Source organism: Xanthomonas sp. GPE 39 (assembly GCF_000963005.1).
GTDB lineage: Bacteria > Pseudomonadota > Gammaproteobacteria > Xanthomonadales > Xanthomonadaceae > Xanthomonas_A.
This window is the reverse complement of sequence record NZ_JZHZ01000007.1, coordinates 1,952,780-1,975,626: the sequence shown is the minus strand read 5'-3', so window position 1 is coordinate 1,975,626 and position 22,847 is coordinate 1,952,780. Positions and strand designations below refer to the sequence as shown.

Sequence of the window (22,847 nt, the reverse complement as noted above, 5' to 3'; positions counted from 1 at the left end):
CGTACCTCGCCAGTTCTGGCATGGAGCGTGGTGCGTGGATGCGAGGTTGGCTTCAATGCTTGCCGATGCGCAGTTGCACCGGCGCGCTGGTCGGCAGCGTCACGATGACCGCTGCCGATTCCAAGTCGCCGTTCTGACGCATGGCATCGCCGCTGGCCGATAGCCGCGCGACCACTTCGACTTGCCGCAGTTGCGACAACGTTTGCGTGGGCATCGGACTGTCCGCATCGCTGAGCGTGACCTGCAACGGCAGTGCCCGCAGCGGTTGTTTTTGCACCGCCACCGGCATCGGGGAGCCACCGGGAACGCGTGCGATCACGAAGAGACTGGCGTCTTTGCGCAGGCGCATGCGTGCGGCGACATCGGGCTCCACCGAGACCACCACGGCCAGCGTCGCGGCGGCGGGCGCTGCGCTGCCGGTTGCGCGGGTGGTGCCGGCGATGGCGGCTTGTGGCAATGGCGGTAGGCCAGCAGCGGCACGGGCAGCATCGATTTGCGGGCGTAATGCCTGCGCGGTTCCCGCATCCACACGTGGCAGCAGTGCCTGCCACGTGGCGGCAGCGGCGGCATTCTGGCCGCGTTGGCGTTGCGCGATCCCCAGGAACCACGCCGCGCGTTCGCTGTTCGGCGCAATTTGCAAGGCCTTTTCTAGCCAGGCGAGCGCCTGGTCGTCGAAACGTCGCTGCGGGTCGGCGAGTGCACGCGCCTGTGCGGCTTCGATCAGGATCGGTGCCTGGTCCGGTGCCAGATGTGCCGCACGGGCGAAGGCGGCAGCGGCCTCGGTGTTGCGTCCTAGCGCGCGTTGACTGCGGCCCAGCAACGCCCAGCCGTCGGCGCGGGTGGGGTCTTGACGCAATGCCGCCTGCAATTGTGCGACGCCTTCTTCCAGCGTGTGCGGCGCTTGTCGCTGTTGCGCCTGCAACGCCCGTGGCGTGCCGACCAGCGCATACAGCGCGGCGGTCGCAGCACTCAGCGCTAGCACCGCGACCACGAGCAGCACCCCACGACGTCGATCACCGCGCAGCGGCCACAGCACCGTCGTGAACAGCAACGCTGCCAGTCCCACGGCGATGCTGGACATCTGCCAACTCAGCATCGCCTCACCACTCCTGTTGATCCAGCAGTGGATTGGTGTCCGTGGTCGGGGCGCGTCGACGCACCAGTCGGACCAGCAGCAGCGCACCAGCACCGAGCAATGCCAATGGCCCGAACCATAGCAGCCAGGTGCGTGCTTCGAGTCGTGGTCGGTACAGCACGAACTCGCCATAGCGCGCGACCAGGAACTGTTTGATTTGTGCATCCGAACGGCCCTGCTGCATCAGCTCTAGCACCTCGCGACGCAGGTCCATGGCGATCTGCGCATGCGAGTCGGCCAGCGATTGGTTCTGGCATTGCACGCAGCGCAACTCAGCGGTCAGCGCATGGAAGCGCGCTTCCTCGGCGGCGGAGCGGTAGGCCAGCGGGGTCGGGTCGGAGAGCGGCACGGCACCGGCTAGCGTGGACCAGGCCAGCAGTACCAGCAATCCACCCCGCAAGGCGTGCCGGCAGTGGTTCATTGGCCGGCCTGGCCTGGTGTGGCTGCGGGAGCGTCGCGTTCGGCCTGGCGCAGCGCTGGCAGCAGTTCGTTCTGGATGATGCGCTCGCTCAGTGGGCCAGCATGTTTCCAGCGCACCACGCCATGCGCATCGACCAGGAATGTTTCCGGCGCTGCGGCCACGCCCCAGTCGATTGCGGTGCGGCCCTCGGGATCGAACAGTACTGCCAGGAACGGGTTACCCAACTGCTCCAGCCAGTGCAGGGCATCGTCGCGCTTGTCTTTCCAGTCGTAGCCGATCACCCGCACGCGCTTGCTCAGGGCGAATTGGGTCAGTACCGGGTGTTCTTCGCGGCAGGACGGGCACCAGCTACCCCAGACGTTGAGTACGTAGGGTGCGCCGAGTAGATCGCGGCTGCGCACGCTTACCGTGGCGTCGTGCAGCAAGGGCAGCGCGAAGGTCGGCGCGGGCTTGCCGATCAGCGCCGATGGCAGCGTATCGCGATCGGCGCTGCCAGAATGCTTGACAGCGTAGAGCAACAGCGCCAGCAGGCAGAGGCCGCACAGTGCGCCGAGCAGGATGACCGGCAGCGGCAGGCGAGCGGAGGTGGGATTGGACATCATGGGGTCTCCGGAGAACGACGGAAGCGCCGGTCGGCCGCGCTGACGAAACCACCCAGCGCCATCAGTGCCGCGCCGAGCCAGATCCAGCGCACGAAGGGTTTGACGTGCAGGCGCATCGCCCAGGCGTTGCCGCCCAGTGGTTCGCCCAGGGAGACGTAGATGTCACCGAATAGACCAGCGTGGATGCCTGCTTCGGTCATGGCTTGGCCGCCGCTGGCATACAGGCGCTTCTCGGGAAACAGTCGTGTCATTGGGTGATCGTCGTACAGCACTTGTAGGTGGGCGCGTTCGGCCACGTAGTTTGGTCCCCGATGTTGCTGGAGATCACGCAGTTCGAAGCGGTAACGGCCTATCTCCACATGCTGCCCCGGTGCTAACGCTACCTCGCGCTGTTGTTCCAGTGCTTGCACCAGCAGCGCGCCGATCAGGAACACCGCGATACCGCCATGAGCCAAGCTCATGCCGAGCATTTCTGCGCTGAAACGGCTGCCTTTGAGCTGCATCCGACTCCATACGAAGCGTGCCGTGCCGAGCAGCACCCAGGCTGCTGCGGCGATGCCGACGCCGGTTTTCCATGGGCTTTGTGGCGCCAGGAAAAAGCCGAGTATCCCGGCCAACAGCGCCAGCGCCGCCCACGGTGCCAGGAGTGCCAGTGGCCGCGATGCTTGTTCGCGCTGCCAGCGGGTTAGCGGCCCGAATGGCAGCAGGGCGACCAGCGGCGCCATCAGCACCACGAACAGCGTGCCGAAATAGGGCGGGCCGACCGAGAGCTTGCCCAGGTCCAGCGCATCGGCCAGCAGTGGATACAACGTGCCCAGCAGCACCATCGCGCAGGCGCAGGTCAGCAGCAGGTTGTTGATCAGCAGCAGGGTCTCGCGCGAGGCGGCGGCGAAGGTTTGTCGCGCAGCGTCCGCGCTGGCCCCCACATGGCCGGCGCGTAGCGCGTACAGCAGGAGCGCGCCACCGCACAGCAAGCTCAGGAAGACCAGAATGAACAGACCACGGGCTGGATCGGCGGCGAACGAATGCACGCTCGTCAGCACCCCCGAGCGCACCAGAAACGTGCCCAGCAGCGAGAGCGAGAACGTGGCGATCGCCAGCAGCAGCGTCCACGCGGTGAAGCTGCCGCGCTTTTCCGTGACCGCCTGCGAATGCAGCAATGCCGCGCCGGCTAGCCACGGCATGAAGCTGGCATTCTCCACCGGATCCCAGAACCACCAGCCGCCCCAGCCCAATTCGTCATACGCCCACCAACTGCCTAGGGCGATGCCGATGGTCAAAAATCCCCAGGCCACATTGGTCCACGGCCGCGTCCAACGCAGCCAGCGCGCATCCACCTGACCATCCAGCAACGCAGCCACGGCGAACGCGAACGGCACCGCGAAACCGACGTAACCGGCGTACAGCAGCGGTGGATGGATCACTAGCCCAGGGTCTTGCAGCAGCGGATTGAGATCGTGCCCTTCCAGCGGCGCTGGTAACAGCCGTGCAAAGGGATTGGAGGTAAACAGCAGGAACGCTAGGAAACCCGTGCTCACCAATGCCAGTGTGCCGATCACCCGCGCCATCACGCTGGCCGGCAGATGCCGAGACGACAGCGCTACGGCCGCGGTCCACAGCGCAAGAATCAGCGTCCACAGCAGCAACGACCCTTCGTGCGCGCCCCACACCGCCGAATAACGGTAAACCAGCGGCAGCAGCGAGTTGGAATTGTCGGCCACGTAGGCCACCGAGAAATCCCCGGTCACGAAGGCATGGGTGAGCACTGCGAACGCGCCAGCAACCAGCAACAATTGCGCGTATACCGCCGGGCGTGCCACCGCCATCCAGCGCGTGTCCCCGCGTTGCGCCCCCGCCAGCGGCACCACGGCCTGTAGCACGGCGGTGAGCAGGGCGAGGATCAGCAGGAGTTGGCCCAGTTCAGGCAACATGGTGCCAGTCCCACAGCTCGCGATCCTTCAACCATAAAGCTGGGACAAGGGGCGGTGAATCCATGCTCCAGGCAGAGCCTAAGCGGACGATGCCGAGGTGTTGCGAATTCATCGGCTCAGATCCAGCGGCGCGGCTGGCTCGGTCTTGGTCTGGCGCTTGCGTTGCGCACGCAGCCGCGCCGCACGCACGGCACTGCGCAGTTGCACGCGCGCCAGGATGAAGTCGGCCAGCAACACGCCAGCGAATACCGCATAGGCACCGATCACGTAGGGCAGGTAGTTCATCCGCGCACCTGCGCCTGTTGCGCGACCCAGTCCTTGCCGGCTTCGCGGCGCAGGTTGTCGGCGCGTGCCCGCGTCAGCAACGCGCCGGCGAACCAGAATTTGGTCGCTGCGACCATCCACCACAACGGCGGCAGCATGCTCGGGTCCATGCTGGACTGGCCGAACAGGCGGATGGTCTGGCCTTGGTGCAGCGAGTTCCACCACACCACCGAATAGCGAATCACCGGCAGTAACACCACCCCGACGATGGCCAGCAGCCCGGCGGCACGCGCAGCGATGCGTCGGTCCTCAATCGCCCGGTACAGGCCCATCACCCCGATGTACAGGAACAGCAGAATCAATTCGCTGGTCAGGCGTGGATCCCAATCCCACCATGTGCCCCACATTGGCCGGCCCCAGATGCTGCCAGTCAGCAGGGTGATCAAGGTGAAGGTGGCACCGATCGGCGCGCAGGCCATCGCCAGGATCTCGCAGAGTTTGATCCGCCACACCTGCGCGATGGCCGCATATACGGCCATCAGCCCGAACACGAACAAACTCATCCAGGCACAGGGCACGTGGATGTAGAGGATGCGAAAGGCGTCGCTCTGCAGACGGTCGGCCGGCACCACGAACAGCGCCTGCCAGATGCCCACGCCGGCCAGCAGCAGTGCAAGCAGATAGCACCACGGTGTCCAGCGCGCGGCGAGACGATCGAAAATGGGCGGCGAACCGAGTTGGTGAAACCAGCGGACGAAGGAGGCCATGCGGTCGATTCTAGCGGGCGGAAGGCGGGCGTCGATGCGGCGAGCGCGATGCGCTGCGGCAACGCCACCGCTGCATGGTACGGCCCATACGGCGTCGACGCTGCGCCAACGGTACTCAGCTCAGCGCGATGCGGATTGCCGCCGCCGCCGCCAGTGGCGCCAGTACCAGCCCCAGCACCAGTCCCGCCGCCAACAAGAGCAAGCCACCGCCAGGATCCAGTCCCTGTGCCGCAGCCGCCACGCTACCGGCGCCGAACACCAGCACCGGGACGTATAGCGGCAGCGCCAGCAGCGCGACCAGAATCCCCGCGCGCTGCATGCTCACCGTCAACGCGGCTACGACGGCGCCGATGAGGCTGAGCAGCGGAGTTCCCAGCGCCAACGATGCCAGCAGCGCCAGCATGTGCTCATGCGGCAGGTGCAGTAATTCGCCCAGCAAGGGCGTCGCCACGATCAGCGGCAAGGCGGTGGTCGTCCAGTGCACCAGCACCCGCACCAGCACCAGCCAGGCCAACGGCACCGGCGCCAATAGCCATTGTTCCAGCGAGCCGTCCTCGGCGTCGCTGCGGAATAGGCTGTCCAGTGCCAGCAGTCCGGCCAGCAGGACGGCCAGCCACAGCGTGGCGGCGGCGACTTCGCCAAGCAGGCGTGGCTGGTTGCCCAACGCCAGTGCAAACAGGACCACGATCAGCAGCGCCAACAGCACGGGCTGCAGCGCATCGCCGCGGCGGCGCCATAGCAGGCGCAGGTCGCGCCGCAGCAATGCGCGTGTGGCTTGCCACAGGCCGGGAACGGGCGCTGCCGGGCTCATGCCTCCACTCCGCTCAACTGCAGTAGCCGGGTGCGCACCGGCGGCGCGGCATAGGCACCATGGGTCGTGACCAAGGCCGCGCCACCACTGCGCAGGTGTGCGGCGATCATGCGGTTGACCAGGTTGATGCCGTCCAGGTCGAGATTGGCGTAGGGCTCGTCGAGCAGCCAGAGCGGGGCTGGCGACAACCACATGCGCGCCAGCGCCAAGCGCTTCTTCTGTCCGGCGGAGAGTTGTCGGACCAGTGTGTCTTCATAGCCGGCCAGGCCGACGATGGCCAAGGCGCTGCCGGGCATCTGTTTGGCGCGGCGGCCTTGCAGGCCACAGACGTAGTGCAGATTTTCCAGCGTGCTCAGGTCTGCCTTCAATGCGCCCAGATGACCGAGGTAGGCCATGAAGCGGGCACGGTCGCCGCGTCGGACCGGGTGGCCGTCGATTTCGATCCGTCCAGCCTCTGCACGCAGCAGGCCGACCAGCACGCGTAGCAGGGTGGTCTTGCCGGCACCGTTGTCGCCTTGCACCAGCAGCGCCTCGCCGGGATCCAGACGGAAGTCCAGCGGGCCGAACACGGCCGCATCGTCGCGGGCGAAGGTGAGCCCGTGCGCAGCCAACAGCGGTGGCGAAGCATGCAGCGGATCGGTCATCGGCAAAGAGCCGCGACGGATCGCGCGGCAGCGGGCTTGGCAAGAGAAGACGCATTGTAAGAGATGCGGGCGTCCGGCGGTTGTTGCCGGTGGGCGGTCACACGATTTTGCGCCGTTGCGGCGCATCGCTGACAAACGGCATTGCGTACACTAGGGTGCTTTCCCATTGCCGCATTTTTTCCCATGCACCTGCAGACCAAGCTGCCCAAGGTGGGCACCACCATCTTCACCGTCATGTCGCAATTGGCCGCTGAGCATGGCGCGGTGAACCTGGGGCAAGGGTTTCCCGACTTCCCTGCGCCAGCGCGCTTGATCGACGCACTGGCCCGTGCGGCCCGCGAAGGCCACAACCAGTACCCGCCGATGACAGGTGTGCCGGTGTTGCGTCAGGCAATCGCCGAGAAGGCGCTGCGCTGCTACGGCGCGCAGGTTGATCCGGACACGGAGGTCACTGTGACCAGCGGTGCCACCGAGGCGTTGTTCAACGCCATCCATGCGGTTGTGCGGCCCGGCGATGAGGTGATCGTGCTCGATCCCGCCTACGACTGCTACGAGCCGGCGATCGATCTGGCTGGTGCGTGCGCGGTGCATGTCGCGCTGGACCCGCATAGTTTCGCCGTGGACTGGGAGCGCGTGCGTGCAGCGATCACGCCGCGCACGCGGCTGCTGATGATCAACAGCCCGCATAATCCGTCCGGCGCGATGCTCGGTGCCGAGGATTTGCAGGCGGTCGCCGAACTGCTGCGCGGTCGCGACATCTTTCTGATTTCCGACGAGGTCTACGAGCACATCGTGTTCGATGGCCGCCGTCATGAGTCGGTGCTGCGCTGGCCGGAACTGCGTGAGCGCGCATTCGTCATCTCCAGCTTCGGCAAGACCTATCACTGCACTGGCTGGAAGATCGGCTACGCAATCGCGCCGCCAGCACTCAGCGCCGAGTTTCGTAAGGTCCACCAATACAACACGTTCACCAGCTTTGGCCCGGCGCAGCATGCGTTCGCCGCGATGATCCGCGAAGAGCCAGAACACGACGAGCAACTCGGTGCGTTCTACCAGGCCAAGCGCGACCGCTTCGCCGAGCAATTGCGCGGCACACGGCTCACGCCGCTGCCGGTGCCGGGCGGTTACTTCCAACTGGTCGATTACTCTGCGATCAGTGATCTGCCGGACACCGAGTTCGTCAAGTGGCTGACGATCGAGAAAGGCGTGGCGGCGATCCCGCTATCGCCGTTCTATCAGACCCCGCCGCACGGCCAGCGGCTGGCGCGGCTGTGCTTCGCCAAGAACGCGGCGACCCTGGACACGGCGATCGAGCGGCTGCGGCGGCTTTGATGTATTGCCGGGGCCCGGCACTCGGAAGCGTTCATCGACGCCGATCTCGCTGTTGATTTTCCGGATCACCAGTCCGGATCTTTCACTCCTGCGGACATCTCATGTACCCCACTCACGACCTGCGCATTTCTCTCGTCCAAGGCGACACCCTCTGGCACGATCCTGCTGGGAATCGCCTGTATTACGCCGAACTGCTGGCGCCGCTGGCCGGCGTGACCGATCTGGTAATTCTGCCGGAGACCTTCACCAGCGGTTTCTCCAACGATGCGCTGGAGCAGGCCGAAGACATGCAGGGGCCGACGGTGGCGTGGATGCGCGCGCAGGCGATGGGCTTGAATGCGGCAGTGACCGGCAGCGTGCAACTGCGCGTATCCGATGCACACGGCGGCAGCAGGGTGTTCAACCGTTTGTTGTGGGTCACGCCCGACGGCGCTTTGCAGCACTACGACAAGCGTCATCTGTTCCGCTACGGCAACGAACATCTGCGCTATGCCGCTGGGCGCGAGCGCCTATGCGTGGAATGGAAAGGCTGGCGGATCAATCCGCAGGTTTGCTACGACCTGCGTTTTCCGGTGTTCTGTCGCAACCGCTACGACGTCGAACGTCCGGGGGAGATGGATTTCGACCTGCAATTGTTCGTCGCCAACTGGCCATCGGCGCGTGCCTATGCCTGGCAGACCTTGCTGCGTGCACGGGCGATCGAGAATCTTTGCTTCGTGGCGGCAGTCAACCGCGTCGGTGTGGATGGCAACGACCTGCATTACGCGGGAGACAGCGCGGTGATCGACTTCCTCGGTCAGCCGCAGTTGGAAATCCGCGGGCGTGAACAGGTCGCGACCACGACCATTTCCGCAGAGGCATTGGCGGCACATCGTGCGCGCTTCCCGGCGATGCTCGATGCCGATGGCTTCGTCCTCGGCGTACCCAATGCCGATGCCTGAACGGCACCGTGACGGCACTGGCGGCGCACACACCGCCTAGTCGTAGGCGCTGCTAGGCTCGCCCCGGATTATCCCAACGGAGCGTTGCCATGACTAAATTGCTCACGACTGCCGCGTTGCTTGCCGGTATTGCCCTCATGCCGCAGGCGCATGCCGCCGGCAATATCGACTGCCAATTGCATTTCAACTTGTCCGGTTGGTCGCTGTTGTACAAGACTGCTAAAGGCAACGGCACCATCACCTGCGACAACGGTGCCAGCATCCCGGTCCGGATCAACGTCAAGGGCGGCGGCCTGAGCGTGGGTAAATCCAAGATCGTCAATGGCCGTGGTCGGTTTACCGGCGCTTATTCGCTCAACGATCTGTTTGGTACCTATGCCTCGGCAGAAGCGCATGCCGGTGTGGTCAAGTCCTCCGATGCGCAGGTGATGACCAAGGGCGACATTTCGTTGGCGTTGGCCGGTACCGGTAAGGGGGTGGACCTTGGCGTGGACGTTGCCGGTTTCACCATCGAGCGCCGCTGACTCCACCCACGACAATCCTGGCCGTCTCGCCCTGCAAGCAAGTGTGGGCGAGACGGCCGCAGCATGCGATTGGATGATCGATTCGTGCAGGTAAGCGCGCGTGTTCGGTGCGGTGATTGTCCCGCTGTTTAGTAGGCTTTGCTGGTGCTCCGCCCGAAGATGTTCTGCTGGGAGTTGGCAAGATCCTGGAACTGGGTGATCGGCAACGGTCGGCTGAAGTAATAGCCTTGGCCGATGTCGCATTTGATGCTGCGCATCCGCATCAGGTCTTCTTCGGTTTCGATGCCTGTGGCAATGACACGCATGCCCAGTCCGTGCGCCAATTGCACTATCGCTTCGAGCATGTCGAATACATGACGGGTGAGTCGTGAGCGCCAGACCATTCGCCGGTCGATTTTCAGGAGATTGAACGGCGCGGTGCACAGACGGTTGAGCGAAAACGCACCGGTGCCGAAATCGTCGATGACGCAATCGATGCCATTCAGGCGCCAATGCGCTACCGCGCCAGCAATGAGGGTGTCGTTGTTGTTCGTGCTGCCGCTCTCTGTCACTTCGATGGCGAATTGATTGCTGCTGCCACCAGAGTGTTTGAGTCGTTGCACGATGTTGTCCGCCCAGGTCGCTGAGGCGATATCCCTGGAAGAAATGTTGATCGACAGCTTGAGTGGGTGTGTTGCAGTCAGCGATTGGCTTACGCTGGCAGCGGTGTCGATGAATTGGTCGATCAGTTCCCAGCCAAGGTCGCACTCTTGTAGGTTGGTCAGAAAGCGATCCGGGCTTATGACGCCCAGCGTTGGGTGGTGCCAGCGCACCAGCGCTTCCGCACCGACCATGGTGCCAGTGGTCAGGTAGTAGCTTGGCTGAAAGAAGGCGGCGATCTCGCCGGCGCGATAGGCGCGAAACACTTCGTTGGCGCCAATGAGTGGGGCAGGATCCTCGATCACCTGACCATTCGCATCGGCGGTGATCGGTGTTGCCGCCCGATACAGCATGTCGGTGAAATCGAACAGGCGCAGGGGTTCTCCAGCGAAGATCACCTGCATCGAACTACTGGCGTGTTGCCTCGCATACTCATAGATCGCGCTCTGGATACGCATGTCCGTCAAGCCGCTCACGATCAGGTGGCCGCTGTAGTGGATCTGGGTCAGGGCATCCACCAATTGCAGAATCGACGCACCCGGCAGGCGCGCGGAAGCGACCAGTAGGTCGAAGGATGTCGTGCGGATTTGTTCGAACACTGCCCCGCTATCGTGGGCGCTATAGATGTGCGTTGCACCGAGACGTTGCAAGAGCTTGCTCACGTAGCTGCCTTGCAATTCGTTTTCGTAAGCCACGATGGCATTCTTTATGCTGATAAAAGGCATGTGCGTGGTGCTGTTCATGGTTGATCCGCTCAAGGCTACTGGCAATGGTGTGCGATTGCATAATCGATACAATCGAGGAGTTTCAGCATGTGCGTATGCAAGTTCTTACGCGATGGCGCGTTGCCTAGCTATACATAGGCGGTTGCCCAAAATGCTGATGGTCGCCATGTTGGCGATACATGCGTGCGTGGCGCATGTAAGCTAGGTGCTGGAAATATCTTCGCTGGTGATAGCGCAGACGCTGGGCTATGCTGAAGCGCAATGTTCTTTATGCCCTGCCGTCACGCGTTGCGCTCGTTTGGGAATAAACATGCCGCAAAAGTTGCTCGCCAGAACGGGCCGATACTACCGGCGCATCCTCTACGGTGCCGCGACCGCGCTATCCATGTCCATCGTCGCCGCCGCGTTGCTGTTCTGCAGCGGCATTATCGACCAGTACCGCGATAAGCAGATCGCACAGTTCGTCAAGAGCAGCGAAGAGGTGCAGACGCAGGTGGACGAACTTTCGGCGCGGCTGGTCCAGTTCGCCGATCTTTACGAAGGCGTATGGAATCTGCGTCAGAACGACGTGGTGCCGGTGCAGCATTATGCGCGCAAGCTTGCAGAGGGGAAGGGTGTCACTGTCACCGAGGACGACCTCACCGCGACGCCGTTTACCTTGATTAGTTCATTGAACGGCACAGCAGATGTGGCTCGGCTGGCCACGGCGCTGCGCGTGGTGCGCGACATGTCCGCAGCACCTTCTATCGATGCCAGGAAAACCGGAGTGACTCTGGATGGTTTCCTTTACTCACCCGATGCCACCTTCATGGCGGTGTCGCCAGTCATGGGGTTGGCTCAGTTGCAGAGTGCACGCAGCGACGGAGTGAGGGCATTCATCCGCCAACGTATCGACGAGCCAGAACGTTTGATCGCTGCCACGCCCACGCAAGACCTGCGCAGCCAGCGGCCGCTGTGGCGGCCCGCCGACGAACGTGACGGAGGCTTGTCGGTATCGCAACTCATCGTGCCGATGTTTCGTGATGGGCAGCGTGTTTTTACCATTGCGCTGTCGTTGCCGGATCGTCAGTTCATGCGCTTTTTTCTGCGCAAGGAGACGCGGCGTCCCGGTTTCTTTTTGTTGAGCAATGCCGGTCAAGAGAATCTGGGGGATTCCCCGCGCAGTGCCGAGGAAGTGGACTTGCTGCGTAGGGTGCGCGCGCAGACTGAGCAATTTTCCCGTGTGGGTGGCGAGCCGATCGCGTTCTACCGCAGTGGCACCTTCTTCGTGGCACAGCGCATCGGTGGCCCGGATTGGATCGCTGTCTATGCCTACACCTGGGAAGACGTGTTGGCCAATCTGCAGCACGAGTTCGTCACCGGCGCGCTGGTCTGTTTGCTGGCGCTTGGGTTCATGTGGGCCGCCGCAGTGTATTTCGACCTGCGCGTAACCAAGCCGCTACTCAAAAATGCCGAGAAATTGATCGAGGCTGAGCATTTCAGTAAGGCGATTATCGATACCTTGCCGATCGGTATTGGTATCTACGCGCCAGACAGCGATGCGGTGATGCTGGAGAACGGGGTGGCCCAGCGCATGCTCGGCAATCGCCTCGATGAGGGCAGCCTGGGCTTCTATCGTCATGTCATGCGCGAACGCAACGCCGAAGCCGTGACCGGCGACCATCATTCCTTCATCGAGGTGCGTTGGGATCTGGCTGAAGGGCAGAGCAGCTATATCGGCGTGGCGTCTTCGCAGACCCGTTTCGGCGGACAACCGGTGATTCTGCTGGGTCTGGTGGATATCAACGAGCGCAAAGCCAACGAAATGCTGTTGATGGAAGCCAAGCAGACCGCCGACGAGGCCAATCGGGCCAAGTCGATGTTCTTGGCGATCGTCAGCCATGAGATTCGCACACCGTTGCACGGGGCGATGGGGCATCTCGAGCTGCTTTCGCGCAGTGCGCTGAGCTTCGAGCAGGGCGAGTGGGTGGACATGATCCGCCGCTCGTTCGACGCCTTGTTGAACCTGGTCAACGATCTGCTCGATTCGACCAAGCTCGAGGCCAATGCCCTGAAGATCAATCCGGTGCAGATGTCGCCCAACGAGGTGCTGGAGCGTTGCGCTCGCAGCTTCGGTGCGTCGATTCTGCTGGGTGGGGTGGCGTTCTACTGCGTCACCGATCCGGATCTGGATGCGATGTTGGAGGGGGACGATCAACGCTTGGCGCAAATTCTGCAGAATCTGCTCGGCAATGCCGCCAAGTTTACCGAACGCGGTTCGATCATGATTTCCTCGCGTTGCTTGAAGCAGGCCGACGGCCAGCTATGGGCGCGCTTCGAGGTGGCCGATACCGGAATCGGCATTCCCGCGTCGATGCAGTCGGCGATTTTCAATCCGTTGGCGCAGGCCGACGATAGTATCAGCCGGCGCTTCGGCGGGACCGGGTTGGGCCTGTTCCTGTGCCGTAATCTGTGTCATCTGATGGGTGGGCGCATCAGTGTGCGCAGCGAACCTGGCACTGGTAGCGTGTTCTGGGTCGATCTACCGTTCAAGCGCACTGGCCGCGCTCTGCTTGCCGAAGCGCGACCTTTGGAGGGTTTCGTCGTCGATGTGCTGTGTCCGCATCCTGCCTGGCGCGCCATGCTCGCCGAGCGTCTGCGCCGCTGGGGCGCGACCTTGAATACTGCCGACGCTGCGAACGCCTCGCTGCATGTGCGCATCGTGGCCGAAGCCGATAACCGCGCCTGGCGCACCGCCGATCTGAGTGCGGTTCCAGTGCTCGGCACGGTCTTTGTTTCGGCCAAAGGACCGCTGACTCCGAAGCGGCACGAAAATCAGGTCGAAGTGAGTTCGTTGAGCTATGCCGGGCTATTGGAAGCGCTGGCCGAGCTGACGGGCACAGCCGCCGAGCATGCACAGCGGCACGCGAGCGGAGCCGGGGTGGAGGGCGTGGAGCAGAATCTGGACATTCTCGTTGCCGAAGACGATGCGGTGAACCGCACGTTGATCAAACACCAACTGGCCGCGCTGGGGTGTACCCGGGTACGTGTGGCGATCGATGGTATGGAAGCGCTCAAGCTATGGCTCGAACGCCGCGCCGATCTGGTCATCACCGATCTGGGCATGCCACACCTGGATGGTGTCGGTTTGCTGCGCAAGTTGCGCGAATTCGATCCGGGCGCGCGGGTGGTGGCGACCTCCGCGTCGGCGGCGGCGGAGATCAGTGCCGATACCGAGCAGTTCTCTGACTCACTGCAAAAACCCGTGTTATTGAGCGACCTGCGTCGCGTCTTGAGGAATGCCATGTTGTCCCGATCCTCCTCCACAAGTTCCGCCAAGCCTCAGGAGTACCGCTCCGATGAACTGGACGCGATGTTACGTCAGGCGTTTTACGCTGAATGGAGCAGTGAGCGGCAGCTCATTGAGCAGGCGTTGGCCGTACAGGACTTGGAGTCGCTACGCCGACGTATACATCGCCTGCAGGGAGCGTTGATGGCCTTGGGAATGGACGAGCTGGTGGAAGAACTGCAATTGCTGCAGCAGGCTTATGCTGGCGGCGATTGGATGTTGCTGAGGTCGCTCTGCCGGCAACTCCTGTCGCATATAGAGGCTAAGTTGAGTTGAGCGTGCGTGACCCGGGTTCGTGGGTTCCTGTCTGTCGCCGCTCTGCGGCGGGCTAGGTGTCCTGGATGTCCAGTTCGCGCAGTAAGGCGGCCAGTTCCACGTCGTTCTTGACACCTAGCTTCCTCATGGCCGCGATCTTTTGGTTGCTGATCGTCTTGGGGCTACGCTTGAGTCGCGCGGCGATTTCGCCCAGCGACAATCCATCGGCGGTCATCCGTGCCACCGCGGCTTCCTTGGCGGAGAGGGTGTTCACCCCGGTGGCGCCACTCCTGCTATAGCGCGTGCTCAGCAGCGCCGCCGACAGCGAGCTTGGTACATAGAGGCGGCCGCTTGCCACGTCGCGTACCGCGGCGACCAGGTTGCCGAAATCGGCACGGCTCTTGCCGATGAAACCGGAAGCGCCGAGTTGCAAGGCTGCCGAGACGATCGACGGTGCCGTATGCGCGCTGAGCACTAACAGTCGCATATTGGGAGAGAACCGGCGCAGGCGCTGCAGTAGGTGCAAGCCATCGGCTTGTGGGTCGCTTTCGAACTCGTAGTCGCACAACAGCACATCCACCGGCTGCTCGGCGAGCGACCGCAGCAACTGGTCGATGGCATCGCAACTGAACACGACTTCGATGTCCAGATTGTCTTTCAGCACGCTGGTGACGCCGAGCAGCACGATCGGGTGGTCGTCGGCGATGCCGACACGGATCCTGTCCATTGTTCAGTTCCTGTGGGTAATTGCCGTCATCGGCGCGCCTATCCGACGAATCATACGGCAACCCTGGCAGCCATGGCTCAGCGGAAAGAGCCGCGTGGCTGCCGCAAATCCTTGCTTTTTGCTAAGCAAACCATGGCGTGCGACACGGCTGTTTTAGGCGTTGGCCCAATGATGAATTGGGGGCGATCCCATCGTCGTGGTGCCGGGCGAATTCTACATTTCTATGCAGTCTTCAGCGGGAGCATAGAAATGAACAGGGCATTCAAGATCGTGTGGAATCGTGTCATGGGCGCATGGGTGATCGTGTCTGAATTGGCCAAGACCAAGGCCAAGGGAGGGCGGCAGAAGCGGGCGAGCTATTCGCCGTTTCTTGGTCTGGCCTTAGTAATGCTGGTCTGCAATGTGAATGCACAAGCGGTGACGGACGTGAAGTACGCCCATACCAACTCCACTGGGGACGACAGTAACGCCAGTGGCACCGATAGCAGTGCGATGGGGCCAGCGGCGACGGCGTATGGTGACAATGCCCTGGCGCTGGGCAATGGTGCGGTTGCGGGCAAGGCCAACACGACCGACCAGCCGGACAACTCCTCGACGATCGTCAACGATGTGGCGTTGGGCAATTCGGCCAAGGCCACTGGCGGCAACAGCATTGCGCTGGGCTACGCTGCCACGGCGGATGCCGACAGCGCGCTGGCGTTGGGCAATTCGGCCAAGGCCAGTGGCTACAATAGCACTGCGGTGGGCTACGCTGCTGCGGCCGGTGGCGACAGCGCGAACGCTCTCGGTTATCAAGCCAATGCCAGCGGAATCTACGCGTTGGCGTTGGGCAGGGAGACCAAAGCCTCCGCCTCATACAGCATCGCCCTCGGTTATCAAGCCAACGCCAGCAACAACGCCGCGCTGGCGTTGGGTCCGTTTGCCAATGCCAGCGGCTCAAACAGTATCGCCATCGGTGTTAAGGCCAACACCAGCGGAGACAGAGCGACGGCGTTTGGCGGCGACGCCAAGGCGTCTAGCTTCAGTGCCGCGGTCGGTTTCTTGGCCAATGCCGCCAGCGTAGGAAGCGTCGCCTTCGGTTATGATGCCCAGGCCACAGGCAGAACAGCCAGCAGCGCCGTCGGTTATGGAGCCACAGCCGCCGAATCCGGTGCGACGGCGTTGGGCTTCTACGCGAATGCTAAGGCTAACAGTGCGCTTGCCCTTGGCAGCAAATCGGTGGCCAGCTACGACAACGATGTCGCCCTGGGGGCCCGTAGTAAGACCAGTTCGACGGTTGCCACTGAAAGCGTCGTGCTCAATGGTCGCAGCTACGACTTTGCCGGTACCACGCCGACCAGCACGGTCAGCGTGGGGAGTGAAGGCAAGGAGCGCACCGTGACCAATGTCGCTGCTGGTCGTCTGTCCGACACCAGCACCGATGCAGTCAACGGTTCGCAGTTGCATGCGACCAACACCGAGTTGAGCAAGATCGACGATGCGATCAAGGGCATCAAGAGCGGCGATGGTGTGAAGTACATGCGGGTCAATTCGAGCGGGGACGATAGCGTCGCCACGGGTACCGACAGCGTCGCGATCGGCTCCGATGCGGTCGCCAGCAACGCGAATGATGTGGCGATTGGTGCGAGTACCCGCACGGCGGCGACCACGGCGGTGGCATCGACGACTCTCGGTGGCTCCAGCTACAACTTCGCGGGCAGCGCGCCGGTCGGTGCGTTCAGCGTCGGTGCGGTGGGTGCGGAGCGACAGATCCAGAATGTCGCTGCCGGCCGCCTGAGTGCCAGCAGCACCGATGCGGTAAATGGCTCGCAACTGTATGCCACCAACCAAAAAGTGCAAGACAACTCCAGCGCGATCTCCACGTTGCAGAGCTCGATGACCACCATTCAGCAGACTACCGACAGCGGCGGTGCCTCGTCGGCTGGCAGGGGAACTAGCAGCACGGGCGATGCCAGTTCCGCCAATGTCGACCCACTCATTCAGGTGGTGCCAGTGATCGTTGGCAACGACGGGACCTCGGTGGCGCTTGGGCCGATGGCCACGGCCAGTAACACCAGTGCCACGGCGACCGGCAACAACAGTCAGGCCAGTGGTTTGAACGCGACGGCGATGGGTGCGGATGCGGTCGCTTCCGGTACCGGTAGCGTGGCCGTAGGTAAGGGAGCCAATGCCACGGAGGACAACAGCGTCGCCTTGGGCCAGGGATCGGTGGCCGATCGTGCCAATAGCGTGTCGGTGGGTTCGGCCACGAATCAGCGCCAGATCACCAATGTGGCGGCGGGAACGCAGCGCACCGATGCGGTCAACCTAGGCCAATTGAACGATGGACTGAGCGGTGTGGCGGATTGGTCGCGCAATTACACCGATGCGCGTGTGGGTCAGGTCGATCGGCGCGCCAGTGCCGGCGTAGCGGCGGCGATGGCGATGTCCAGCTTGCCGCAGGCGTACCAGCCGGATCAGAGCGCGGCGGGTGTGTCGCTGAGCTCGTTCCGCGGGGAGCAGGCGATTGCGGTGGGCGTGTCGACGATCAGCGAAAGTGGCCGTTACCTGTTTAAGGTCAATGCCAGTGCCACCACGCGTGGCGATGCAGGTGTGGCAGTGGGGGCCGGTATGGTGTGGTAAGCCGGACTGCCGCCGGCCGGTCGCTGTCATGCGTCGGTCGGTGGCATCCCATCGCCTCGTACAAGCGCGTCGAAGGGCGCGCTTTTTTACTGCCGGCAGCCACGAAAGGGGGCCGGGCGAGGGGGATGAGGTGTGTCTGAGATGAATATATCCGGATACCGCGCGTTCGGCGTTATGGCGCTGTCGTTGATGACGATAGAGCGCACTTTTTCCACTTCATGATACTCGTGTGTGATGCGGTCAGGCGAACGCAATGGTGCGCAGTGGCAAGGGTGTCGCTAGGATGCGCAATGTTCGCCGACAGCTAACCACACGACGTGTCATCCGCCTTTTTGGTCGGTGCTGCCGGTCGCGTGTGACGGGCGCAGTGTCCGCACAATATCTTGGTTTTGCCGGAGTCGCGCCAATGTGCCGCTAGCGCGTGGTCTGGTCGCACAAGAAAATCTGCCGAGTGCGTATGACCCAGGAGAAGATGCCAATGTCTTTTTACCCGCACGACCTGCATCGAGGCGATGTGCCAATTGCCATGGCTGCCGTTGTTGCGCTGTTGTTCTCGCTATTGCTTGTTCCTATTTGCAGCGCTGTCGAGTTGGCGGTGGCGTCGTGCGCAGTCGACCGGCCGGCATTGCTGGCGCTTGACCAGCAGCAGTTCGACCAGGATGTCAGCAACGGTGGCGGTGGTTGGCGTGCATTGGCGGCGTGCCCAGGTTGCGAACTGGCCGCTGCCGATTTGATCCGCGATTACAGGAAAGCCCATCCCCACTCGGCTGATGTCGGGTTGCTCTCCTGGCACGAAGGGCAATTGCGCGCATTCGCTGGCGACAGCGCTGCGGCCATCGCGTTGATGCAGGCGGCCAAGAAGCCGCCTTCGCAGGACATCACCGGTTGGAATCCTTATGTCGATGCGACCGTTGCGTTCCTGGAGCATGATCGCGCGGGATTTGCCAAAGCCAAGCGTGCGCTGAAAGCAGTGCGGCCGTCTGCGGACTTACCACCGCTACAGCACGGAATGCTGCGGATGCCATTGCCCGGCGGGCAGACGTTCGAAATGCGCTGGCCAATGAATATTGACGTGGTCGAAGGCTTGGCGCTTTGCATGCGCCGGCCTTACCGCGTTGCTTATGGGCCGACTGCCGACCGCACAGCTAGTGAGGTCGCTCTCACATCCACACGTGTGGTTTTGATGGATGACAGAGAGAGGCCGGTGCTGCTCGATGCCTCGTGATGCTGCTTGGCGTCTGGTTTTTTGGTATCACGACTAACGTCACGATCTCCCGCTGCGTGCGCTGTGGTGCGGTGCTCTGCTTGCGCGGGCGAGGCTGTGTTGTGCGACGAATGCGCGATGCAATGCGAACGCAGTCAGATGTGCGTTCATCACTTTCTCCGCATTCCCGCTTGCTGTCGCTGGCCACCCCAAAGGGTGCCTTTGCGCAGGCACCCTTGATGGATGTCGGTGATCGTCCACGCCTGCGCCAGTGTCAGCAGACTCAGCCGCCGCCGCGTGGGCCGTGATTGCCGCCACCCGGACGGCCACCGCCCGGACGCCCGCCACCGGGACGATTACCAGCAGGGCGACCGCCTGGCCCACCCGGACCACGTTTGTGCCCGTCGGCGCGCGGGCCGGCTGGACGTGCGGAGCGCGGTGCGGCGCCGTAAGGGTTGAAACCGGGATTGGCGTGGTCGGATGGAAAGCTGGGTGCATTGCCCGGGTGTCCGTAAGGATGCGCCTTACGCTGGCCTTGACCCTGACTGCGGCTTTGGCCTGCACCTGCACCTGCGCCTGCAGGACGCGGCTTGGCGTAGGGACGCCCCTGGCCTTGCCCTTGCCCCTGGCCGCGACCACCTGGACCAGCGTTGCGGTGCCCGCTTGGACCGGTGCTGACGCCATCGGGAACGTACCAGGTGCGGAAGGCGGCGGGGTTGCCGTCCGGTAGTGGCTTGGGTCCCTTCGGTGTGCGTTGTTTGAATGGCTTTTGTGCCTGTTTGGCGGCCATTTCGCCGCTGACGGTCAGCCCGCCGTGCGGTTTCTTGCCGCCGCGGCCACGGCCGCGGTCCTCGCGGAAGGTGTCGAAGCGGCGCAGTTCGCGGGCTTCGTCGGCGGCGTTATGGCCGTTGACGTAGGCATTGCCGCCGCGACCCACATGCACGGCCGCCTTGGCGGCCTTGCGTTGGCCGATCACCGGCTGCAAGGTCAGTGCCGACGGCGCGCCTTCTTCCAGCTTCAGTTCGGCGCGTAGCGCCTCGACTTTGTCTTGCGCCAGTTCCATGGATTGTCCGCGCAGTATTTCCCGCGGCAGCGCCACTTTGCCGTAACGGGTACGCTTGAGTCGGCTGACTTGGCACCCTTGCGATTCCCACAAACGGCGCACTTCGCGGTTGCGTCCTTCCTTGACCACCACCCGGAACCAGTCGTGCGAATCGGTCCCGCCGATGCGTTCGATCTCGTCGAACTTCGCGCTACCGTCTTCCAGCAGGACGCCGCGTGCCAGGCGCTCGATCATGCTGTCCGGCACGCTTTCCTCGCCTTCCGGGGCGCGTACGCGCACCACGTATTCGCGTTCGATCTCGTAGGAGGGGTGCATCATCGCGTTGGCCAGTTCGCCGTCGGTGGTGAGCAGCAGCAGGCCGGTGGTGTTGATGTCCAGGCGGCCGATCGCGATCCAACGTGCGCCCTTCAGTGCCGGCAGTGCCTCGAAAATGGTGGGGCGGCCTTCGGGATCTTCGCGCGTGGTCACTTCGCCTTCGGGCTTGTTGTAGATGAGCACACGCGAGGGCTCGGTCAGTGCGCTGGCGACAAAGTTGCGTCCATCCAGTTCGATTCTGTCTCCGCTCTTGATCGACATGCCGGTTTGCGCGACTTCGCCATTGACCTTGACCAGGCCATCGGCGATGCGTTGTTCGAGCGCGCGGCGCGAACCTAGCCCGGCCTGGGCCAGGACCTTGTGCAGACGTTCTTCCAGTTTCGGCTGCTCGGTGGCGCTCGCGTCGCGTTTGAGCGAGAGCGTGTTCAACGACGGCTTGCGGGTGGTGTCACTCATTTACTTGGCTCCGGTCGGCGCGGTGCGCGTCGGCCTGTGGTTCGGAATCGGCATCGTCAACAGCCACGGTCGTCGTCGCGACGGCGTTGTCTTCGGCTTGGTTCGCATCCGCCGCGCGCTCGCCCGGCGCGGCTTCGGGTTCGCCCGTCGGGGCAGTGTCGCTGGCATCTATAACCGATGGTGTTGCGTTGTCGTCCCCGCTATCGGCATCTGCGTTGGGCAACGGTGTGGTGTCATCGCTCGTTGACGATGGCGTTTGGGCGTTCGCATCGGCACTGGCCTGAGCCATGTCACCGACCGGTAGGGTGTCGCGATCCAGCGGTAGTTGTGGCTCCAGTTCGCCAATGTCTTTGAGTTCGGACAGGGGCGGCAGTTCGTCCAGACGTTTGAGTCCGAAATAATCCAGGAACCCTTTGGTGGTGCCGAACAGAGCGGGCTTTCCCGGTACGTCGCGGTGGCCGACGACACGGATCCACTCGCGCTCTTCCAAGGCCTGGATGATGTTGCTGCTCACCGCCACGCCGCGCACTTGCTCGATCTCGCCACGGGTGATCGGCTGGCGGTATGCGATCAGTGCCAGTGTCTCCAGTGTGGCGCGGGTGTAGCGGGTCTTGCGTTCGGTCCACAGCCGCGCCACCCAGGCATGCACGTCGCTACGTACCTGGTAGCGGAACCCGGAGGCGACTTCGACCAATTCGACGCCACGGTCTTGGCAGGCTTCGCGCAATTGCTCCAGTGCGCGCTCGATGCTGCCGGGCGGGGCGGGTTCGTCCTCGGGAAACAGGCCGTGCAGTTGCGCCAGCGGCAGGGGCTGGTTGGCGGCGAGCAGGGCGGCCTCGACGATGCGGTTGATCAGCGCTTGATCCATGCGTGGGTGGGTTCTTGGTGGACTCAGGGGGCGGCGTCAGCGGTGTCGCTGTCGTCGAACTCGCTGTTGAATTGCAGTGGTGCGTTGGTGTTGCCCAGTGCCAGCGACTTGACGTAGATCGGCGGCAGCGGTGGCCGTTCGGCGGCATCGGCTGGGACATGCGTCAGCGGCTCTTGGACGATATCCAGCAACTGCTCTTTGGCCAGTTCCAGTAAGGCGAGGAAGGTGACCAGTACGCCCAGTTTGCCTTCCTCGGCCGTGAACAGCGATTCAAAACGGTGGAACTTGCCGTCGTCCAGACGGCCCAGCACGTCGCCCATCCGCTGGCGCACGCTCAATGCCTCGCGCTTGATCGCGTGGCCGCTGAACAATTCGGCACGCTTGAGCACGTCGTACAAGGCCAGCAGCATTTCCTTCAGTTCCACCTGCGGCGGCAGCTTGACGGCGGTGCGGTCGGGTACGTGCGCATGTACTACAGCGGTGTCGCGGTCCTGCCGCGGCAGTGCATCGATATCTTCGGCCGCCTGCTTGAAGCGTTCGTACTCCTGCAAGCGGCGGACCAGTTCCGCGCGTGGATCCGCTTCCTCGCCATTTTCCACCGGCGGCCGGGGCAGCAGCATCCGCGATTTGATCTCGGCCAGAATCGCGGCCATCACCAGATACTCGGCCGCTAGTTCGAAACGCAGTTCCTGCATCACATTGATGTAGTCCACATACTGCCGGGTGATTTCGGCGACGGGGATGTCCAGAATGTCCAGGTTCTGCCGGCGGATCAAGTACAGCAGCAGGTCGAGAGGGCCCTCGAATGCGTCCAGGATGACTTCCAGCGCATCCGGTGGAATGTACAGATCCTGCGGGATCTGCAGCACCGGCTGCCCATGCACCACCGCCAGCGGCATTTCTTGCTGCTGTGGGTGAGGCGTCTGGATTGGCGGGTTCGCGTCGAGCGCGAGTTCTGAGGTCATCGTTTGGACATCGGTGTTGCGGTAGCAAAGGGCGGGGCAGGGAAGACCTTGCGTAGCTCCTTGCCTGCGGTAGTGCGGTTGATGGCGCGTCGTCCCCGCAACGCGGCCCCTCATTCAACGAAACATTACGACGCACGCCACGCGTGTCGTGGCGGCGGAACAACGGAGGAGGGCGTCTGCGCGGGCGGTGTCAGGCAGCGAATTGGCCGTCGGAAGGGGGCTTTGGTCGCCAGCTACCGGCGGACCTCTGCATCAGGCCGCGTGCAATGCTGCTAAGGGTAATGTGCCGGCAGGGTCGGTGTCCAGCG

General features: G+C 63.2%; 19 protein-coding genes. 6 read left to right on the top strand and 13 right to left on the bottom strand.

Annotated features, from left to right (window positions below):
- Positions 1 to 52: 52 nt before the first annotated feature.
- From XALGPE39_RS08360 to ccmA, 8 genes are all read right to left on the bottom strand, one after another.
- Positions 53 to 1,096 (bottom strand): cytochrome c biogenesis protein, encoded by a 1,044-nt coding sequence (locus XALGPE39_RS08360; RefSeq protein WP_045727787.1) that lies wholly within the window; start codon positions 1,094 to 1,096, stop codon positions 53 to 55.
- Between the two features lie 4 nt (positions 1,097 to 1,100).
- Positions 1,101 to 1,556 (bottom strand): cytochrome c-type biogenesis protein, encoded by a 456-nt coding sequence (locus XALGPE39_RS08355; protein WP_045727786.1) that lies wholly within the window; start codon positions 1,554 to 1,556, stop codon positions 1,101 to 1,103.
- Positions 1,553 to 2,155, bottom strand: a complete 603-nt coding sequence (locus XALGPE39_RS08350) for a DsbE family thiol:disulfide interchange protein (protein WP_045729068.1) — start codon at positions 2,153 to 2,155, stop codon at positions 1,553 to 1,555. The genes XALGPE39_RS08355 and XALGPE39_RS08350 overlap by 4 nt, the downstream gene beginning before the upstream one ends.
- On the bottom strand, positions 2,155 to 4,089 hold the full coding sequence (locus tag XALGPE39_RS08345; RefSeq protein WP_045727785.1) for a heme lyase CcmF/NrfE family subunit: 1,935 nt from the start codon (positions 4,087 to 4,089) through the stop codon (positions 2,155 to 2,157). The genes XALGPE39_RS08350 and XALGPE39_RS08345 overlap by 1 nt, the downstream gene beginning before the upstream one ends.
- 108 nt (positions 4,090 to 4,197) lie before the next feature.
- Positions 4,198 to 4,374 carry a heme exporter protein CcmD gene (locus XALGPE39_RS08340; RefSeq protein ID WP_045727784.1) on the bottom strand — a complete coding sequence of 59 codons (177 nt, stop codon included), beginning with the start codon at positions 4,372 to 4,374 and terminating at the stop codon, positions 4,198 to 4,200.
- Complete coding sequence (locus XALGPE39_RS08335; RefSeq protein WP_045727783.1) at positions 4,371 to 5,120, bottom strand: heme ABC transporter permease; 750 nt, start codon at positions 5,118 to 5,120, stop codon at positions 4,371 to 4,373. The genes XALGPE39_RS08340 and XALGPE39_RS08335 overlap by 4 nt, the downstream gene beginning before the upstream one ends.
- Before the next feature lie 115 nt (positions 5,121 to 5,235).
- Positions 5,236 to 5,931 (bottom strand): heme exporter protein CcmB, encoded by a 696-nt coding sequence (ccmB, locus tag XALGPE39_RS08330; RefSeq protein WP_045727782.1) that lies wholly within the window; start codon positions 5,929 to 5,931, stop codon positions 5,236 to 5,238.
- The gene (gene ccmA, locus XALGPE39_RS08325; protein ID WP_045727781.1) at positions 5,928 to 6,575 is read right to left on the bottom strand and encodes a heme ABC exporter ATP-binding protein CcmA; all 648 of its coding nucleotides are present in this window, start codon (positions 6,573 to 6,575) and stop codon (positions 5,928 to 5,930) included. Before ccmA ends, ccmB begins: the two co-directional genes overlap by 4 nt.
- A gap of 183 nt (positions 6,576 to 6,758) precedes the next feature.
- On the opposite strand from ccmA, the gene XALGPE39_RS08320 reads away from it, so the two are divergent.
- The 3 genes from XALGPE39_RS08320 to XALGPE39_RS08310 all read left to right on the top strand — a co-directional run bounded on the left by XALGPE39_RS08320 (position 6,759) and on the right by XALGPE39_RS08310 (position 9,372).
- On the top strand, positions 6,759 to 7,907 hold the full coding sequence (locus XALGPE39_RS08320; protein WP_045727780.1) for a pyridoxal phosphate-dependent aminotransferase: 1,149 nt from the start codon (positions 6,759 to 6,761) through the stop codon (positions 7,905 to 7,907).
- Positions 7,908 to 8,008: 101 nt separating this feature from the next.
- Positions 8,009 to 8,848 carry an amidohydrolase gene (locus XALGPE39_RS08315; RefSeq protein ID WP_045727779.1) on the top strand — a complete coding sequence of 280 codons (840 nt, stop codon included), beginning with the start codon at positions 8,009 to 8,011 and terminating at the stop codon, positions 8,846 to 8,848.
- Between the two features lie 89 nt (positions 8,849 to 8,937).
- Complete coding sequence (locus tag XALGPE39_RS08310; protein WP_045727778.1) at positions 8,938 to 9,372, top strand: hypothetical protein; 435 nt, start codon at positions 8,938 to 8,940, stop codon at positions 9,370 to 9,372.
- A gap of 128 nt (positions 9,373 to 9,500) precedes the next feature.
- Here XALGPE39_RS08310 and XALGPE39_RS08305 read toward each other — a convergent pair whose 3' ends face one another.
- Positions 9,501 to 10,754: an EAL domain-containing protein gene (locus XALGPE39_RS08305; RefSeq protein ID WP_045727777.1), complete on the bottom strand. Its 1,254-nt coding sequence runs from the start codon at positions 10,752 to 10,754 to the stop codon at positions 9,501 to 9,503.
- A gap of 292 nt (positions 10,755 to 11,046) precedes the next feature.
- On the opposite strand from XALGPE39_RS08305, the gene XALGPE39_RS08300 reads away from it, so the two are divergent.
- Positions 11,047 to 14,340: an ATP-binding protein gene (locus XALGPE39_RS08300; RefSeq protein ID WP_045727776.1), complete on the top strand. Its 3,294-nt coding sequence runs from the start codon at positions 11,047 to 11,049 to the stop codon at positions 14,338 to 14,340.
- A 52-nt stretch (positions 14,341 to 14,392) separates the two neighbouring features.
- Here the strand turns inward: XALGPE39_RS08300 and XALGPE39_RS08295 are convergent, their stop codons facing one another.
- A complete protein-coding gene (locus XALGPE39_RS08295) occupies positions 14,393 to 15,046 on the bottom strand; it encodes a response regulator transcription factor (RefSeq protein ID WP_045727775.1) in 654 nt (217 codons plus the stop codon).
- Positions 15,047 to 15,295: 249 nt separating this feature from the next.
- On the opposite strand from XALGPE39_RS08295, the gene XALGPE39_RS08290 reads away from it, so the two are divergent.
- On the top strand, positions 15,296 to 17,668 hold the full coding sequence (locus XALGPE39_RS08290) for an ESPR-type extended signal peptide-containing protein (protein WP_052690039.1): 2,373 nt from the start codon (positions 15,296 to 15,298) through the stop codon (positions 17,666 to 17,668).
- 478 nt (positions 17,669 to 18,146) lie between these two features.
- Entirely contained in the window at positions 18,147 to 18,893 is a 747-nt protein-coding gene (locus XALGPE39_RS08285) for a hypothetical protein (protein ID WP_235429773.1), read from the top strand.
- A 262-nt stretch (positions 18,894 to 19,155) separates the two neighbouring features.
- On the opposite strand, the gene XALGPE39_RS08280 is transcribed toward XALGPE39_RS08285, so the two are convergent.
- The 3 genes from XALGPE39_RS08280 to XALGPE39_RS08270 are packed head-to-tail and all read right to left on the bottom strand — an operon-like array spanning position 19,156 to position 22,539.
- Complete coding sequence (locus tag XALGPE39_RS08280; RefSeq protein WP_045727774.1) at positions 19,156 to 20,706, bottom strand: pseudouridine synthase; 1,551 nt, start codon at positions 20,704 to 20,706, stop codon at positions 19,156 to 19,158.
- A complete protein-coding gene (gene scpB, locus XALGPE39_RS08275; protein ID WP_045727773.1) occupies positions 20,699 to 21,574 on the bottom strand; it encodes an SMC-Scp complex subunit ScpB in 876 nt (291 codons plus the stop codon). Before scpB ends, XALGPE39_RS08280 begins: the two co-directional genes overlap by 8 nt.
- A gap of 23 nt (positions 21,575 to 21,597) precedes the next feature.
- The gene (locus tag XALGPE39_RS08270; protein ID WP_045727772.1) at positions 21,598 to 22,539 is read right to left on the bottom strand and encodes a ScpA family protein; all 942 of its coding nucleotides are present in this window, start codon (positions 22,537 to 22,539) and stop codon (positions 21,598 to 21,600) included.
- Positions 22,540 to 22,847 lie beyond the last annotated feature (308 nt).

Coding starts and splice junctions, on each gene's coding strand:
- XALGPE39_RS08360 (WP_045727787.1), bottom strand. CDS start 1,096: ATGCTGAGTTGGCAGATGTCCAGCATCGCCGTGGGACTGGCAGCGTTG.
- XALGPE39_RS08355 (WP_045727786.1), bottom strand. CDS start 1,556: ATGAACCACTGCCGGCACGCCTTGCGGGGTGGATTGCTGGTACTGCTG.
- XALGPE39_RS08350 (WP_045729068.1), bottom strand. CDS start 2,155: ATGTCCAATCCCACCTCCGCTCGCCTGCCGCTGCCGGTCATCCTGCTC.
- XALGPE39_RS08345 (WP_045727785.1), bottom strand. CDS start 4,089: ATGTTGCCTGAACTGGGCCAACTCCTGCTGATCCTCGCCCTGCTCACC.
- XALGPE39_RS08340 (WP_045727784.1), bottom strand. CDS start 4,374: ATGAACTACCTGCCCTACGTGATCGGTGCCTATGCGGTATTCGCTGGC.
- XALGPE39_RS08335 (WP_045727783.1), bottom strand. CDS start 5,120: ATGGCCTCCTTCGTCCGCTGGTTTCACCAACTCGGTTCGCCGCCCATT.
- ccmB (WP_045727782.1), bottom strand. CDS start 5,931: ATGAGCCCGGCAGCGCCCGTTCCCGGCCTGTGGCAAGCCACACGCGCA.
- ccmA (WP_045727781.1), bottom strand. CDS start 6,575: ATGACCGATCCGCTGCATGCTTCGCCACCGCTGTTGGCTGCGCACGGG.
- XALGPE39_RS08320 (WP_045727780.1), top strand. CDS start 6,759: ATGCACCTGCAGACCAAGCTGCCCAAGGTGGGCACCACCATCTTCACC.
- XALGPE39_RS08315 (WP_045727779.1), top strand. CDS start 8,009: ATGTACCCCACTCACGACCTGCGCATTTCTCTCGTCCAAGGCGACACC.
- XALGPE39_RS08310 (WP_045727778.1), top strand. CDS start 8,938: ATGACTAAATTGCTCACGACTGCCGCGTTGCTTGCCGGTATTGCCCTC.
- XALGPE39_RS08305 (WP_045727777.1), bottom strand. CDS start 10,754: ATGAACAGCACCACGCACATGCCTTTTATCAGCATAAAGAATGCCATC.
- XALGPE39_RS08300 (WP_045727776.1), top strand. CDS start 11,047: ATGCCGCAAAAGTTGCTCGCCAGAACGGGCCGATACTACCGGCGCATC.
- XALGPE39_RS08295 (WP_045727775.1), bottom strand. CDS start 15,046: ATGGACAGGATCCGTGTCGGCATCGCCGACGACCACCCGATCGTGCTG.
- XALGPE39_RS08290 (WP_052690039.1), top strand. CDS start 15,296: ATGAACAGGGCATTCAAGATCGTGTGGAATCGTGTCATGGGCGCATGG.
- XALGPE39_RS08285 (WP_235429773.1), top strand. CDS start 18,147: ATGTCTTTTTACCCGCACGACCTGCATCGAGGCGATGTGCCAATTGCC.
- XALGPE39_RS08280 (WP_045727774.1), bottom strand. CDS start 20,706: ATGAGTGACACCACCCGCAAGCCGTCGTTGAACACGCTCTCGCTCAAA.
- scpB (WP_045727773.1), bottom strand. CDS start 21,574: ATGGATCAAGCGCTGATCAACCGCATCGTCGAGGCCGCCCTGCTCGCC.
- XALGPE39_RS08270 (WP_045727772.1), bottom strand. CDS start 22,539: ATGACCTCAGAACTCGCGCTCGACGCGAACCCGCCAATCCAGACGCCT.